This is a genomic window from Microcoleus sp. S13_C5, assembly GCF_036700845.1.
Lineage (GTDB): Bacteria > Cyanobacteriota > Cyanobacteriia > Cyanobacteriales > Microcoleaceae > Microcoleus.
The window spans coordinates 1-15,863 of sequence record NZ_JAUBPR010000036.1 but is presented as its reverse complement, the minus strand read 5'-3'; the positions used below and the strand labels follow the sequence as shown (position 1 = coordinate 15,863).

The window sequence follows — 15,863 nt, the reverse complement described above, 5'->3', positions numbered from 1 at the left end:
ATCTTCTAGGGGCGGGTTTTACAAAAAATCTATGCCTGAAACTAACTATCTCGTAAACCCGCCCCCACCCCTGTCAACAGTCAACAGTCAACTCTTAAAACAACTTTAGCCGATCGCGCAAAATTTCCGCTTGTTTTTCCGCTTCCGCCAAAGCATCCCTCGCCCCCTGAACCACATCAGGAGTAGCCTTATCCACAAACTTCTGATTAGTCAAGCGCGCCGCAGTATGCTTAATTTCAGCTTCCACTTTGCTCAACTTCTTCTCTAATTTAGCACGCAAGGCCACCAAATCCACCACCCCAGCCAGAGGAATCAATACTTGCACAGTACCGACAACCCCAGCAATTGTCTGTCCCAAATCTGCATCCAAACTAGCAGTTACGGTCAGATTTTCGACTTTGGCCAAATCCTGAATGTAAACGCCTCCATCTGAGATTATTTGTCGTTCTTTCTCGCTTTCGCTTTGCAAAATCGCCGTCACCTTCACACTGGGTTTGATATCAGAATCTGCCCGTAAATTGCGAATAGTGCGAATTGTACCGAACAACAACTCAAACTGCTGTTCCAAATCAGTATCAATTAGCGAGATATCGGCTTCAGGATAAGCTTGCAAAGCCAAACATTGATCATCACCTGTTTGAGTCACAGTGTGCCAAATCTCCTCAGTAATGTGTGGCATAAAAGGATGTAGCAGTTTCAGAATCCCTTCCAACACAAAAGCAAAAGTTTGCTGTGCCACTTTCTTAGAATTTGGTTCAGCATCCTGTTGCAAGCGAGACTTGACTAACTCAATATACCAGTCACAGAAATCGCCCCAAATAAACTCATAAAGTCCCTTTGCCGCTTCTCCCAAACCGTAAGTTTCCAAAGAATTGCGGCTTTGCTGCACAACTTGATTGTAGCGAGAAAGAATCCAGCGATCGCACAATTCCAACCCTTCTTCTCTCCCTCCCTCAGTCAGGGCGGGTTGGGGGCGGTGAGGAATTCCCAACTGCTGAGGCGTCTGTCCCTCCAAATTCATCATCACAAACCTAGCCGCATTCCACAACTTATTCGTGAAGTTCCGCGAAGCTTCCACTGATTTCGATTCATCAGTTTTGCGATCGTACTCCATGCGAATATTTTGACCGGCCCCAACCACTTCCTTAACCAAAGTGTAGCGCAAAGCATCAGTACCGTACTTGCCAATCAACAGCAGCGGATCGATACCGTTATTTTTACTCTTAGACATTTTTTGACCGTTTTCATCCAACACCAAACCGTGAATGTAAACAGTATCAAAAGGCATCTTTTCAGTAAAATGTCCGGCCATCATCGTCATTCTAGCCACCCAGAAAAAGATGATATCAAAACCTGTAACCAAAGTAGTTGTCGGATAGTAAAACTCCAAATCTTTAGTTTCGTCCGGCCATCCCAAAGTTGAGAAAGGCCACAACCCAGACGAAAACCAAGTATCCAATACATCTGGATCTCTTGCTAGCTGCACGTCATTACCAAATGTAGCGGTTGCTTTTTCCCTAGCTTCCGCTTCTGTTTTCGCCACCACAAACGGCGTCGTGTCAGTAATTTCTCCTTGGGTTTCGCTAACAGCATACCAAGCCGGGATTTGGTGTCCCCACCACAATTGTCGGGAGATACACCAATCCTTCAGCTTCACCAACCAATCCCGATAAACCTTTGTCCATCTGTCAGGAACAAAGACTGGTGAGTTACTTTTATCTAATGCTTCTAAAGCACGTTGAGAAAGAGGCTCGATCTTCACAAACCATTGCGTAGATATCAAAGGTTCGACCGGAACTTTGCCGCGTTCGCTGTAGGGAACAGTATGCTTATAATCTTCTATTTTAACCAAAACCCCGTCATTTTCTAACCGCTGCACCACATTTCTCCTGGCAACAAATCGGTCTTGTCCCTGGAACTCTCCGGCATTTTCATTTAAAGTGCCGTCCTTATTCATAATGTTAATAAACGGCAAGTTGTGACGCTTACCCATCTCGAAGTCATTCGGATCGTGGGCGGGAGTCACCTTGACACAACCAGTTCCGAAAGTCGGATCGACAAACTCATCAGCAATGATTGGGATATCGCGATTGACGATCGGCAAAGTGACAGTTTTACCGATAAGATGTTTGTAGCGATCGTCCTGTGGATTCACAGCCACTCCAGTATCGCCCAACATCGTTTCCGGCCGAGTCGTCGCCACCTCCAAATAACCAGAACCGTCGGTCAAAGGATAGCGGAAATGCCACAAATGCCCGTCAACTTCTTGCTGATCAACCTCCAAATCCGACACAGCAGACTGACTAGCCGGACACCAATTCACCAGGTAATTACCGCGATAAATCAGCCCCTCATCGTACAGGCGGACAAACGCTTCTAAAACCGCAGCGGATAAGCCTTCATCCATCGTAAAGCGTTCACGCGACCAATCGACAGACACGCCCAAACTGCGTAATTGATTAGTAATAGTATTGCCCGATTCAGCTTTCCACTCCCAGGCCCGTTCCAAGAATTTTTCTCGGCCTAAATCGTGGCGAGTTTTGCCTTCTGCTTTGAGTTGCTTTTCGAGAATAGTTTGAACGGCGATGCTAGCATGATCCGTTCCCGGCAACCACAGCGTATTGCGTCCAGTCATGCGGTGATAGCGGACGAGGACATCAATCAGCGTCTCTTCAAAAGCGTGTCCCATGTGGAGACTGCCGGTGACGTTGGGCGGCGGGATGACGACGCAGTAAGGTTCGCCGCCGGCTTCTGGGTCAGCTTTGAAGGTTTGGTTGTCTTCCCAGTATTTTTGCCACTTGGCTTCGGTGGCTTGGGGGTCGTATTGGGGGGGTAGGTTTGCGGTCATGGTGGCTTGAGAGTTTGATCTTATTTATGATTGTGCCACAGGAGAGGGAGGAGAAGAGTTTTGAACCGCATCCGCGTCAGAGGCAGAAGGAAGAGCGATATTCAAGGCGGGGCGGGTTTACGTTAAAATGAAGGTAAAATTAAAAGGTTTGATGGCATTATGAATGTAGCAGCACTTCGACATCAAATCGATCGATGGCTCGATCGACTTTCTCCAGAACATCTGGCATTAGTTGCGAGTTTTATAGAGTTTCTAAGCCAAAAGCAACGTCAGGGGGTAATTATTTCGCAAGATAATCTGCCAGAGGTTTTCTCAGCAGAAATCCAAGAGATGCCTCCTGCTAATTCTTTTAGTATTCCAGAACCCTCAGAAATTGACGGAGAGGGCCAATCTAAAGCAGCGCTTATACAAGATTTTCGGCAAGCTTGGCACGAAGCCATGACTGGGCAAACCATTTCGGTTGCTCAAATGTGGGAAGGAATTGAAAATGACTGACTTGCCCTTAATTCAAGTTATAGTTTCACCAACCTTCAATCGTAATTTACGCATTCTTGCAAAAAAATACCGCAGCATTCGCAATGATATTCAACCCATTATCGAACAACTCGCACGGGGAGAACTGCCAGGATATCGAATTGCTGGAGTGGGTTATGCAGTCTTCAAGTTGAGAGTCCGAAATAGCGACACTCAAAAAGGTAAAAGTGGTGGATACCGTTTAATTTACTACGTCCAAACAGCAACGGGAATCATTTTGCTGACCCTTTACACCAAATCCGAACAAGTCGATGTTGCAGCAGAGGATATTCAAAACATTATTACAGAATACGAGCAGCAGCAGAGCGAAGATCGAGAAGATATCTAAGAGTTGGGGAATCTTGCGCCGTCGAATATGAGGTTTCGACATCTTCAGTGGTTAAATCCTTTTAATATCTTATTTGACAGAAATCCCTAATCCAAAACCCGCCTTCTCTCGGAGAAAGCCACGATTTTGCAGAGAAACCGATTTTCTTTTTGCCTTAGTCCTACTGGTAAAATAACTTGCAATAATTAAGAATCGCAATGAATAACAGTTATCAAACTCCAGGGATTGCGTTTTTTGTTCTCAAACTTAAACAAAAATTTCTAGTTTGTATGCCGGGTTTAACATAGTTTAGCAATACGGGCGACTGCTATACCTCGATTACTTCACCTCCTTATAATCCACTCCATAACTCGTATCTCTCCCCGACAAATACGTAGTTTTCCCCGTTAAAGTCTCCAGAGTTTGTTTCGTTTCACTCGAAGTAATTGTATTCAGCGGCACGCCGAACTTGCTAGCCAAACCAGCGGCGACGCCCACACCTTGTCCTTGATAAATATTGACCGTCGCAATTCGCCCGACAGATACTGCCATACCGACATAACCCGACGATCGCCCGACAATGGCTAAATTATTCACTTTGCTAGCCAAAGCGCTTTCTATCCCGAAATTATACACTGGCAGTGGCGGAACTCTTGTAGATAAATTCTTGATTCCGCCCCGCACATCGAAATCGTAGGAAAAACTGCCGATCGACTTTTCGGGTGCAGTTCCCCCTTTGATAATCTCCTTCCCTGTCAGCGGATCTACCACATCGCGAACGTTCAAAGTTTGCCTGATATAAATCTCGTCTGGAAGAAATACTCTCACATCTTTACCAGACTTCTTTTGTAGCCAGTATTGGAGAAATGACATTTCTCTAATCATTTCAGGAGTCGGTTTTCTGCCGTTAGCTTCCATCTTCATGATTTGGTCAACTTGGTATTTAAACAGAAACCCGTTCCAGGACAGCACATTTTTGTTATAAACGCAGACATTGCCTTTATCAAAAAAGAATCCTTTATTTTGGTTAAAGGGCAGATTTCTGTCTATGTGATAGGCTGCACCTATAGCTACGCTTCTGATGTCGTAGCCGTCTGTATATGGCTGATAAATCGTACTCCAGAAATTCCTCATCCAGAATTTTGTACTAGCCGGATCTTTGGATTTCATAATGCTTTCTTTAATCTTTTTTACCAAAGGCTGATTGTATAGAATGTCATCTTCTATCCGGCGGAATTCGGACATCGTTATACCTGTAATTCTCGGAACTATAGAGACAGCTAAAGTTTCATTTTTGGATTTAATATTTTGAGATTCATATCCGGTATAATAAGATAATCCGGCTTTTCTGGCTAATTCCGCGTCTTGAGTTACGTCAATAAAAGAGTTGGCTTTAATCGTTAAATTCCTGCCTTTTACTTCGGCATATTCGATTTTTTTATCTACGACGCGGGGAGTAAGAGTTGAGTTGGAAATAACTTTGATTCCGGCTGCTGAAAGCATCTGTTTGAGAGCTCTATCTGCCTTTTTTGGATCTAAGCAAGATTCGGGCGCATCCGCTTTATCTAAGAATTCCTTAAAACATTGGGCGTAGGGTTGGTGATACCAACCGGGGATTTTATCTAAATCGATGTAAGCTAAACCGCCGCGGGTGAGTAAGCCGCCCAAAGGAGCACTTCCGTAGTTCGATCGCACGATCGCAACTTTGCCCTTTGGGCCTAAAGTCTTCTTAGCCCATATCGCCGCACATATCCCCGGTACTTCATCACCATATACTACTACATCAAACTTTTGCTCCGGTGATTTTTTGGGAGGTACCGGAGGCGGGCTGCTGGATTTTTGCTGCTGATTTCCAGCGTCTAAGGTAGCACTTGCTGGGTCTCTATTTGCGATATAATTTTCTATTTCTGTGAAAGGCGGATAATTACGTAAAAGTTCTAGGGCGGCAAAGATGATTGCAATTGAAGCTAATTTCTTGAAAGTAGAGAGCATTCAGTTGACTCGTTTATAAATTTGCATTACCTGAAAGCGCAGTTCAGGGTTTACGGAATTGAATATAGCACGTTTAGATAATTTCGACACAAGTTTAAATTTTCCGGGAACTGTGGTAATCGAATCTTCTCAACCCAAACCTGGTGATGCTGTGCTTGGCAGCCCAAATGCTACAATTACACCAATCACAAATTGAAACATAAAAACCATGACTTTTGAGGCGGTTTTAAATCTTGTTAAGCACTTGTCTCTAGCCGAAAAGTTACGATTGATTAAGTTGATTGTTCCTGAAATAGAACGAGAATTAGTTGTTCGGCCCGCTCCCCAAATCATTGTGGGGTTTATGTGCTGACTTGGGAATTGCACCTTCTACCGCTGATATAGATGAAGCTCGCAGCGAAGAATGGGCGAATTTCCCAAGGGAGGATTTCTAATGCTGCGCGCTGTAGCGGATACTCATGCTGTGATCCTGGTATATCTTTGCCGATTCACGACTTTCGGTGACTGCTAGAACGACAATAGAACAGATAGCTGCTGAGGGAAATCAGGTGGCTTTTTCATCAATTAGATTAGCAAAAATTGTCTATCTGAGCGAGAGAGGGCGGATTAATTCAACTACTCTCGATCTATTCTTGAGAGAAGTTGAGAGCGATGATGCGTTATTGGTTGAAATTCCTTTCGATGGCAATATAGCTTTGACTTTAAGGCAAGTTGACCGATCGCAAATTCCCGATTGGCCCGATCGCATTATTGCTGCTACTGCTTTGTATCTTAATGTACCCGTTATTAGTCGCGATCGCCGGATTCAATTATCTAGTATAGACACAATTTGGTAAATCTGAGTCACTCGGCGCAAGTTGAAATTTTCCGGGAACGGTTGTTAGCGGTTTTGCCTGTGTTACTGATTTGGGAGGGTTATTGATGTGGGTAAGGATGGGGGGTGCGATCGTATCTCAGATATCTGGTGTCGGAAAGGGCGATCGGCTACAATAATTTAAGAACAACAATTGAGTCACCTTAAAGATACAGAAAAAATGGAAAAAGTTTTTGTACATCCTGAATGTCCTTTTTCAGAAAGCACATTTAACCTATTGGCACAATTTTATAAAAAAACTCCCCGCTCAGATTTTTACCGGGAACACAAAAAAGATTTATTAAAATATGTAGAAGAGCCAGTCAAGTATATTTTAAGCCAGGTGGAATATCTGTTGCCTGATTTTATTAAAAAATATATAAATATCAAGTGTGAGAAAGTTGGACAGATCATTGCAATCAACGATTTGCAATCCATAGTGTACAGTGTAGCTTTGGGTCTCAAAGATTTCTACTCTCTGGATAACAATACTCAGTTAATGATAAGTTTTGAAAACCAAAAATTAACTTTTGGTTTTTACTCAAATATAAAAAATATTCCGGAAATTATTGATAATTTTTATTCTAACTATGGACCTAAAAAACACCTTGAAAAAAAACTTCGACTCTATAATTTTTCCAATCCAATCTATTGCTATTTAAATCACGGAACGGAGCCTGAACCTGGGCAATATGCGCTATTTGATACCCCTAACAAAAAATTTAAAAGTCTTAATGAATTATTATTATACTTGTGGGTTTTACAACAACGAGACGTTCCCTTCATACATAAAATTAATAGTATTCAGGTCAGTGTCTCACTTGAATCAGAAGAAATATTAGGATATTCTGCTAAACAGTTAATTCATAAAATCACACAAACCTTTAAAAAAGTATTTCCATTGTTTTTATTATTCAATATGTGCGATTATTACCCACATTTTATTGAATATCTTTCACTCTATGAAAAGGAATTTAATCCAGTGTATCAACTAGAAGAAATCTCAGAAATTAGTGGTTTTCAAACAACCCAACTAACCCAATGGATACACGCCATTAACCGCAAAGGTCAAACCATCATCCAAGGCCCACCCGGAACCGGAAAAACCTTCCTTGCTCAAAAACTCGCCCAACACTTAATCGGTGGCGGTGACGGTTTTTCAGACATTATCCAATTTCATCCAGCTTATACTTATGAAGACTTTATTCAAGGCATCCGCCCCCAAAGTCAAGATGGGCAATTAACTTACCCAATAGTTCCCGGTAGGTTCCTAGAATTCTGCGAAAAAGCCGAAGTCTGTGAAGACACTTGTGTTATCATTATTGATGAAATTAATCGCGCAAATTTATCTCAAGTCTTTGGCGAGTTAATGTATCTCCTAGATGACCGACAGGACACAAAACGCTTTATTACACTAGCCAGCGGTCAAAAGTTTAGAATCCCTACAAATGTCCGCATTATCGGCACAATGAACACCGCAGACCGTTCTATTGCCTTAGTCGATCAAGCCCTCCGCCGCCGCTTCGCATTCATTCCTGTCTATCCAAACTATGAAGTGCTGCGACAGTATCACCACAGAGAGGAAACAGGTTTTCCAGTTGATAAATTAACTAGCATTCTAGAAGATGTCAAGCGCGCAATTAACAACAAACACTATGAATTAGGCATCTCTTTCTTTTTGACAAAAACCTTAGCTGAAGATATCCAAGATATTTGGCAAATGGAAATTGAGCCATACCTAGAAGAATATTTCTTTGATCAGCAGGAAAAAATGGATGAATTTCTCTGGGATAAAATTAAAGACAAATTAAGCAATTCATAATCTAACGCTACCATTATTACCGAAAACACGGCGTTACAGCATCTATGAAACCAGAATCGCCCCAAATGATCGAACTCACAGAATATAAATCCGAAAGCTTTGAACGAGATTTTATCCCGGAATCAGTAGGACAAAAAATATACCAGAATTATGCCAAGGAGATAGATATAGAATTTCCCAACCCTAAAACTAAATATAAATGGGAATTAAAATCTAAAGGCAGAGTTGGTAATATTCCAATTACTCCAGAATTTAACATTTTTATCCGCCCAAAAGTTCCGATAACAAACTTATTCGGAATGCTTGACTATGCCTACAAACTTAATATCAATTTTCCGAAGGGACAGATTGAGTGCGAATCTTTAGAACAAGTCTATGAACGATTAGCTAACATTCTTGCCCAAAAAATTCTAGAACGCTGTCGCAAAGGATTATATCGCGATTACTTATCCAAAACAGAAAGACTCGCCTACATTCGCGGCCGCGTCGATTTGCGGTCAGCCCTGCAAAAACCTTGGGATGTTAAACTAAAATGCCACTATAGCGAACAAACAGGCAACATCGAAGACAATCAAATACTCGCTTGGACACTTTTCATCATTGGCCGCAGCGGTTTGTGCCGTGAATCAGTTTCATCCACTGTGCGAAAAGCCTTTCACGCACTCCAAGGATTTGTCACATTAAAACCTTTTAAATCAGAAGCTTGTATTGATAGAAATTATCACCGTTTGAATCAAGATTATCAACTTTTACACGCCTTATGTCGATTCTTTTTAGATAACACAGGGCCCAGTCACGAAACAGGCGATCGCGAAATGCTCCCTTTTCTGATAGACATGGCTAAGTTATATGAACAATTTGTCGCTGAATGGCTCAAAGCAAATACACCAAAAGGCTTTGAGGTCGAACCACAACACCGAGTTGAACATGACACAAATTATTTCGATAAGATTGACTTAATTATACGCGATAGTGAAACAAAAAGAGTCCAATACGTCCTCGATACAAAATACAAAGCTCCCGATAAAGTAGCCAATAATGACATTCATCAAATAGTTGCTTACGCCAATGCCTTAAAGTGCCAAGATGCAATTCTCGTTTACCCGCAAAACCTCAAACAGCCACTAGATATAAAAAATGACGATATCCGAGTTCGCAGTCTAACTTTTTCCCTAGATAGCGACCTCCATGAAGCCGGAAAAACCTTCTTAACCTCTCTACTTCCAAACACCCTCCCCTAACTCTTCTCTGCGCCCTCTGCGCCCTCTGCGGTTCATTTCTCCACAAAAAAAGAGGCGCAATTGCGCCTCTCAAATCTTTCATGTCTGCGTTCTAAACACTCATAGCCACTTTCGCTTCTTTTGCAGTCAACTTCTCGTAAGTCGCCCGCATCTTCAATCCGACTAACACTTGGAACAAACCAGTTCCATTGTTAGAACCAGGATATTCGCGGTGCTGGAGCAACAGGTGAGTTAACTCGCCTTCATACTTCGCCGAAGTCTTGCTCAAATGGCTTTCGATGTAAATAACTTCTTCGAGATTCTCGAATTGACCATCTACTTCCAAAATCGAGACTTCGTGACCGTAGAAAGCATCGGGCCCGTAGTACATCTTAATTCCGGGATAGGAACAAGTCAGCTTGCGGCCGCAAGGAACCCAGTTAATTGTTGAACCTTCGTCAAACAAATACGCAGGCTCAAAATTGGCGATGCCTTCGCGCTGGATCATCTGCACACGCAGAACTTTCCGCTCTTTGTCATCTTTAATCAAGTTGGTCGGCAACACTTGAATTACCACATCAGCATATTGCTTTTGCGGGTCGATGTAGGCGGTAAAGTCCGGTTTGCGAGCATTGATCGCAAACAGCACGTCTTCGTAACGGTGGCCCCGTTCCGCCATGTCGCGCTGGATTTTCCAAGCAATTTTTACCTCGTCGCTGATGTCGAGGTAGACGCTGAAGTCGAGGAGCGATCGAACTCGCTCGTCGTAAAGGGGATGCAGCCCTTCAATCACAATCACGTGATTCGGCTCTACCCGCTCAGGAGGATCGAGCAGACCGGTTTCGTGGTTGTAAATCGGCTTGTCGATCGCCCGACCTTCTTTGAGCGCCTTCATTTGCTCGGCCATCAGGTCAAAATTGTTGGCTCTGGGGTCAAGGGCTGTAATCCCTGTTTCCTTGCGCTGCTTGCGATCGAGACAATGATAGTCGTCAAGGCAGATTACAGTAACGAAATCTTCCCCGAACAAATCTGTCAATCGGCGTAAAAAAGTAGATTTTCCGCATCCGGAATCTCCGGCAACGCCAATTAAAACCACGCGATCCGGCTTACTGGTCATAGTTTCCCTCTAACAAAATCACTGTTTACTAACTAACTCAAGTCTAGATTCCACAAAATTTCAGCCCGCAGGTAGCCGCAAGCAGGCTTTGTGCTGCTTTGCTACCCCGAGAGGATCGAGTTCTCACCAGCATACAGCAGTGAGTTGACTGCCTGCCCGGAAAGACCCAAGCAATCTTCAAGGCAAGTAATTAATACTAACTTTAGCGGTTAATCTTACCAGAATGCGTCCGCCCCCTACAAGCTCAACCTCATTAAACAGCTCGAATCTTCCTTTCTCTGGTGGGGCGCTCCCCAAATCAGAAGGACTTATCGGGGCAGATCCCCTGATCGGGTAAAATATTGGCAGTACGCAGACAACAATAGCTATAGGTCAACAGCCGAACGCAATAGGGCTCGGTGAGCGCGGCGTTCGGCTAGTAGGGATTTGAGACGCGAGCGATCGCAACTTCAACATTCCCGCCGGCGTGGCGAGGCCCAAAAATTGGCGAGGCCTATTAGTCCCGATGGCCTTAAGAAAAAAGTAAATTGAGTCTAACGTCACATTCTCTTTCTTTATAACTCTGTATCGTGAAGGACAAGCAACAAATGTACAGCCCAAGCATATCTGGTGTGGCGGCCAACTCAGAATCAGGCAGCCGCATCTTTGTTTACGAAGTGGAGGGTATGCGTCAGAGCCAAGCAACTGACCAAACAAGTAACCCGATTCGCCGTAGTGGCAGCGTATTTATCTCCGTGCCCTACGATCGCATGAATCAGGAAATGCGCCGGATTGCTCGGATGGGTGGCAAAATTATCAGCATCCGCCCCTCAAACAGCGCTCCCGAAACAAATGGCAAAGTTGCACCAGAAGCAGGGCTACAGAGTCAGAAATCTGGAGAAAAAACTAAGCCCATGACTCAAGCCAAGGAAAAAGTTCAGGTTCCTGTTAACCTCTACAAGCCGGCCAATCCCTATATTGGTAAGTGCATTTCTACAGAAGAATTGGTCAGAGAAGGCGGCGAGGGTACAGTCCGTCACGTCAAATTTGACATTTCGGGAGGCAATTTGCACTATCTCGAAGGTCAAAGTATCGGGATTATTCCCGATGGGACGGATAAAAACGGCAAACCTCACAAAATTCGGCTGTATTCGATCGCCTCCACCCGTCACGGAGACGATGTAGACGACAAAACAGTCTCTCTGTGCGTCCGCCGCCTAGAGTACAAAAGCCCAGAAACCGGTGAAAAAGTCTTTGGTGTTTGTTCGACTTTTCTCACCGGTTTGCAACCTGGAGATGATGTCAAAATCACCGGCCCCGTAGGCAAGGAAATGCTGTTGCCCGACGACGAAGAAGCCACCGTTATTATGATGGCTACCGGTACGGGTATTGCTCCTTTCCGGGCTTATTTGTGGCGGATGTTTAAAGAAAACAATCCAGATTACAAGTTCAGAGGTTTAGCTTGGTTGTTCTTTGGAGTTGCTTACACTCCCAACATTCTTTATAAGGAAGAGTTGGAACAATTGCAGCGCGAGTTCCCCGATAATTTCCGCTTGACTTATGCCATCAGCCGCGAGCAAAAGAATGTTGACGGCGGCAAGATGTACATTCAAAATCGGATTCAAGAGAACGCAGACCAATTGTGGGAATTGGTTCAAAAGCCTAATACTCACACTTATATCTGCGGTTTGAAGGGCATGGAAGGCGGAATTGATGAGGGAATGTCGGCCGCGTCTAGCAAGCACGGTGTTGAATGGGCTGGCTATCAGAAACAGTTGAAAAAAGAACACCGTTGGCACGTTGAAACTTATTAATGTGTTACCTGATTTAATCTGATTTGTAGGGTGGGCTTGGCTCGCCCTACAATTGTTTTTAGGGCAATTATATCCGACTCGTAATATCATTTCCGGTTACACCGGAATGATGTTGACGGTTGACGGTTGACTGTTGACAGTGAACAGTGAACAGTCAACCGTCAACAGTGAACTCCAATTTACTATTCCGATGCTAACGGCTTTGATATAGGGTAGGGAATGCGTACCCTACAATACTATTTTCATTGCTCCGGTACGCCAATAGCCTACAATGGTTGTGGCTTAATTGAGTTTCTACGGGTCAAAGTCGTGGCTTTCAAAATTGGTTTGTTAGGTTTGGGTACAGTTGGCGCGGGAACAGCAGAGATTTTGCTCTCCCCAGATGGCCGCCATCCGCTGTTGCAGGAATTGGAAATCTATCGGGTGGGAGTGCGCGATATTTCTCGAACTCGGTCTTTACAATTGCCAGAAAATGTGCTGACAACTGACCTAGAAGCGATCGCAACTGACCCGGAAATTGATATTGTAGTAGAACTGATTGGCGGATTGGAACCGGCGCGATCGCTCATTCTGCAAGCTATTGCCAGCGGCAAGCACGTCGTCACTGCCAACAAAGCAGTTATCGCCCGCTACGGTAATGAAATCTTCGAGGCCGCCAACAAAAAAGGTGTTTACGTAATGCTAGAAGCTGCTGTCGGCGGCGGCATTCCGGTCATTCAAAGCCTCAAACAATCTTTAGGTGCAAACCGCATTCAAACTGTCACCGGCATCGTCAACGGCACAACTAATTACATCCTGACGCGGATGCAAACAGAAGGCGCAGACTTTGCCGAAGTGCTCGCCGACGCTCAGCAATTAGGTTATGCTGAAGCTGACCCCACAGCAGATGTAGATGGATTAGATGCGGCCGATAAAATTGCTATTTTAGCCTCCCTAGCTTTTGGCGGACGCATCAAATTAGCAGATGTTCACTGCGAAGGTATTAGAAAAGTTAGTGCGGCTGATATTGACTACGCCGACAAGCTGGGATTTGTGATTAAATTGTTGGCTATTGCTCAAGAAACCTCCCACTACAATGGCAAGCAAGCGGAGGGAGAAAGCGAACTGCTGTCAATTCGAGTGCATCCGAGTTTTGTGCCGAAAACTCATCCGCTGGCTAGTGTTAACGGGGTTTACAATGCAATTTTAGTCGAAGGAGAGCCGATCGGGCAATTGATGCTGTACGGGCGCGGCGCGGGTGCAGGCCCAACAGCTAGCGCCGTAGTATCCGACATCATGAATGTGGCGGCCATCCTGAAAACCGAAACTGTTCCGATTCCCCATCCTTTGCTGAGTTGCAGTCACCAACACTACTGCAAAATTGCTCCGATGCAGGAACTTGTTACTCGCTTTTATGCCCGTTTTCTGACGCGCGATACTCCGGGCGTAATTGGCAAACTCGGCACTTGTTTCGGCAACCACAAAGTTAGTTTGGAATCCGTTGTGCAGACGGGAATTCACGGCGATTTAGCAGAAATTGTCGTCGTGACTCACGATGTTAGGGAAGGGAATTTTCAACAAGCACTCGATGAAATTCGCGCGCTGGAAGCAGTCGATAGTGTTGCTAGCACGTTGCGAGTTTTGTAAAAGTGATTTGCTAGGGGCGGGTTTCACATATAATATTGGCTAATAATTGACAATCTCTAAAACCCGCCCTATCACTCCCCCAACGGTAAATGTCATGTAGATTTTGGCTATCTGATAAAAGTAAAAGTTAATTTAGATTCTTCGTTGCGCGGTGGCGGGTTTATGTAGCTTTTTTGTACTTATTAAATATTGTTGGTAAAATCGGCGGCTACGCGATAATGAAAGGAACAGAATTCGATTTGGTTGATCGGAAAACGGGAAGGCACTTGCTAGATTCCCTCTACGAAAAGTTTGCCAAACCTCAAATGCACGATACTTTTAAACCCAATAATCCTTCAATTTACATTCGGCACGAGTCAGGGCAAGTTATTGATGGAAATTATATCATAGAAAAAGTGTTTGAAGACTCTCGCACTGGTTTTTATGCTGAAAGTCGCGTTCCCATTTCTGGCAATAATCCGCCTGTTTTCGTGATTCGCGGATACGGTTCTTGGTATCCTTTCGATCGCGTTTTGGAAGATACGCCCGATGTATTTATGGCAAAACTAGAACGCCAGTTAAAATCGGCGCAAACTGTGGGTGCTATTGATTGGATAAAGCAGCAATTTTACAGCGGAAATCCGCCGGATGTCATCGGAGAAAGTTTGGGTGGCAAAGTTGCTCAGCAAATAGCAGCAAAATACCCGGATTATATTAGATCCACTGTAATTTTTAATTCTTTGGGCGTTTCTGAAAAGTTAGCTAAAACTTCCACCGCTAACAATGTTTTTCACTACTTTACTTTAGGCGAAAGGTATGCTTTCTGGGCAAATGAAGGCGATTACATACCGGGAACGATTTTTGTGATTTCCCAGAAGGGGAAAAGCTGTTGTTATAAAATCGAAGAGGCGATCGTCCGAATGGCGCGTTTTGAAGGCAAGTTTCTCAAAAGACGCGCGCTTGTGGCAATATTGGCCCAGTTGCTTTTGCTAAATAGACACAATGCGATCGTCCTCAACAAGCGGCGACCAGTAGTCGTTCAGATCGATCGCACTCAATTGCAAATGTTCCGAAAAAAGCGCTTTGTTTAAACTCACACAGAATTGCTTCAGGCCGCAGATGGCTGATTTTCCCGCGCTGCGACTGCGAGAACCAGACAAAGTGCTGCGATCGCTTTTTCCCATTTTTGCTTTACAGCCGTGGGTTGAACTTCATCAAAGGCGCTAACTAAACGAGGGATCGATCGTTCTAATGCCTGTCTGGGAATTGATTTGTGCAGATCGACTAAACGAGTTAAACTTTCTTGATTCTTCAAAAAACCGACTACCCATTTCGTAGTATGGTCGGGACTCTCAGGGACGTTTTTAATTCCTAGTTCTGTTTGCAACCAGTCGTAAAAAGGCGGCAGCTTTTGAGCTAAAACAGTTCCAGCAGTTGGCAAAGTTTCTTTGAGCAAACCACTATCCAAACTTCCGAATAATTGATTAAATTCCGGTGAATCGAGCAAGCTGGTTAATGGAAGTGAAAGCAGCGCTTCCGAAGCGTCAGGGGATACATTTAAAGTCCGCGAAAATGTTTGCAGCATGGGAAAGTCTCGGGTAAGGATGACTTTTTTAGCCTACCAATCCCGCGAATCAAGGAATATGAGGTAGCTCATACAATTCTATGATTTACTGAACCTACCATGTGAATTAAGGCTCTCCTGAGTTTATGGTGTAAAATAGATCAACCAATACAGTTATAGTGATGAGCTTTCATTTAGACTATCTATT

At 44.1% G+C, this 15,863-nt stretch carries 12 protein-coding genes; 8 read left to right on the top strand and 4 right to left on the bottom strand.

Annotated features, from left to right (window positions below):
* Positions 1–94: 94 nt before the first annotated feature.
* Positions 95–2,848: a valine--tRNA ligase gene (locus tag QUA04_RS12385; RefSeq protein WP_333257353.1), complete on the bottom strand. Its 2,754-nt coding sequence runs from the start codon at positions 2,846–2,848 to the stop codon at positions 95–97.
* Between the two features lie 159 nt (positions 2,849–3,007).
* Between QUA04_RS12385 and QUA04_RS12380 the strand changes: the two genes are divergently transcribed.
* Together QUA04_RS12380 and QUA04_RS12375 are read left to right on the top strand one after the other, a co-directional pair.
* Complete coding sequence (locus QUA04_RS12380; RefSeq protein WP_333257351.1) at positions 3,008–3,343, top strand: hypothetical protein; 336 nt, start codon at positions 3,008–3,010, stop codon at positions 3,341–3,343.
* On the top strand, positions 3,336–3,710 hold the full coding sequence (locus tag QUA04_RS12375; protein ID WP_333257348.1) for a type II toxin-antitoxin system RelE/ParE family toxin: 375 nt from the start codon (positions 3,336–3,338) through the stop codon (positions 3,708–3,710). The genes QUA04_RS12380 and QUA04_RS12375 overlap by 8 nt, the downstream gene beginning before the upstream one ends.
* A gap of 318 nt (positions 3,711–4,028) precedes the next feature.
* Here the strand turns inward: QUA04_RS12375 and QUA04_RS12370 are convergent, their stop codons facing one another.
* A complete protein-coding gene (locus QUA04_RS12370) occupies positions 4,029–5,681 on the bottom strand; it encodes an FAD-dependent oxidoreductase (RefSeq protein ID WP_333257345.1) in 1,653 nt (550 codons plus the stop codon).
* Positions 5,682–6,181: 500 nt separating this feature from the next.
* On the opposite strand from QUA04_RS12370, the gene QUA04_RS12365 reads away from it, so the two are divergent.
* From QUA04_RS12365 to QUA04_RS12355, 3 genes are all read left to right on the top strand, one after another.
* Positions 6,182–6,517, top strand: a complete 336-nt coding sequence (locus QUA04_RS12365; RefSeq protein ID WP_333257341.1) for a PIN domain-containing protein — start codon at positions 6,182–6,184, stop codon at positions 6,515–6,517.
* A 198-nt stretch (positions 6,518–6,715) separates the two neighbouring features.
* Positions 6,716–8,356, top strand: a complete 1,641-nt coding sequence (locus tag QUA04_RS12360; protein ID WP_333257338.1) for an AAA family ATPase — start codon at positions 6,716–6,718, stop codon at positions 8,354–8,356.
* A gap of 44 nt (positions 8,357–8,400) precedes the next feature.
* On the top strand, positions 8,401–9,597 hold the full coding sequence (locus QUA04_RS12355; protein ID WP_333257335.1) for a 5-methylcytosine restriction system specificity protein McrC: 1,197 nt from the start codon (positions 8,401–8,403) through the stop codon (positions 9,595–9,597).
* Between the two features lie 91 nt (positions 9,598–9,688).
* Here the strand turns inward: QUA04_RS12355 and QUA04_RS12350 are convergent, their stop codons facing one another.
* On the bottom strand, positions 9,689–10,693 hold the full coding sequence (locus QUA04_RS12350) for a phosphoribulokinase (RefSeq protein ID WP_333241886.1): 1,005 nt from the start codon (positions 10,691–10,693) through the stop codon (positions 9,689–9,691).
* A gap of 587 nt (positions 10,694–11,280) precedes the next feature.
* Between QUA04_RS12350 and petH the strand changes: the two genes are divergently transcribed.
* From petH to QUA04_RS12335, 3 genes are all read left to right on the top strand, one after another.
* Complete coding sequence (petH, locus tag QUA04_RS12345; RefSeq protein WP_333257332.1) at positions 11,281–12,486, top strand: ferredoxin--NADP reductase; 1,206 nt, start codon at positions 11,281–11,283, stop codon at positions 12,484–12,486.
* A gap of 309 nt (positions 12,487–12,795) precedes the next feature.
* Complete coding sequence (locus QUA04_RS12340) at positions 12,796–14,112, top strand: homoserine dehydrogenase (protein WP_333257413.1); 1,317 nt, start codon at positions 12,796–12,798, stop codon at positions 14,110–14,112.
* Positions 14,113–14,330: 218 nt separating this feature from the next.
* Positions 14,331–15,182 carry a hypothetical protein gene (locus QUA04_RS12335; protein WP_333257329.1) on the top strand — a complete coding sequence of 284 codons (852 nt, stop codon included), beginning with the start codon at positions 14,331–14,333 and terminating at the stop codon, positions 15,180–15,182.
* 17 nt (positions 15,183–15,199) lie between these two features.
* On the opposite strand, the gene QUA04_RS12330 is transcribed toward QUA04_RS12335, so the two are convergent.
* Complete coding sequence (locus QUA04_RS12330) at positions 15,200–15,676, bottom strand: hypothetical protein (RefSeq protein WP_333257326.1); 477 nt, start codon at positions 15,674–15,676, stop codon at positions 15,200–15,202.
* Positions 15,677–15,863: the final 187 nt, after the last annotated feature.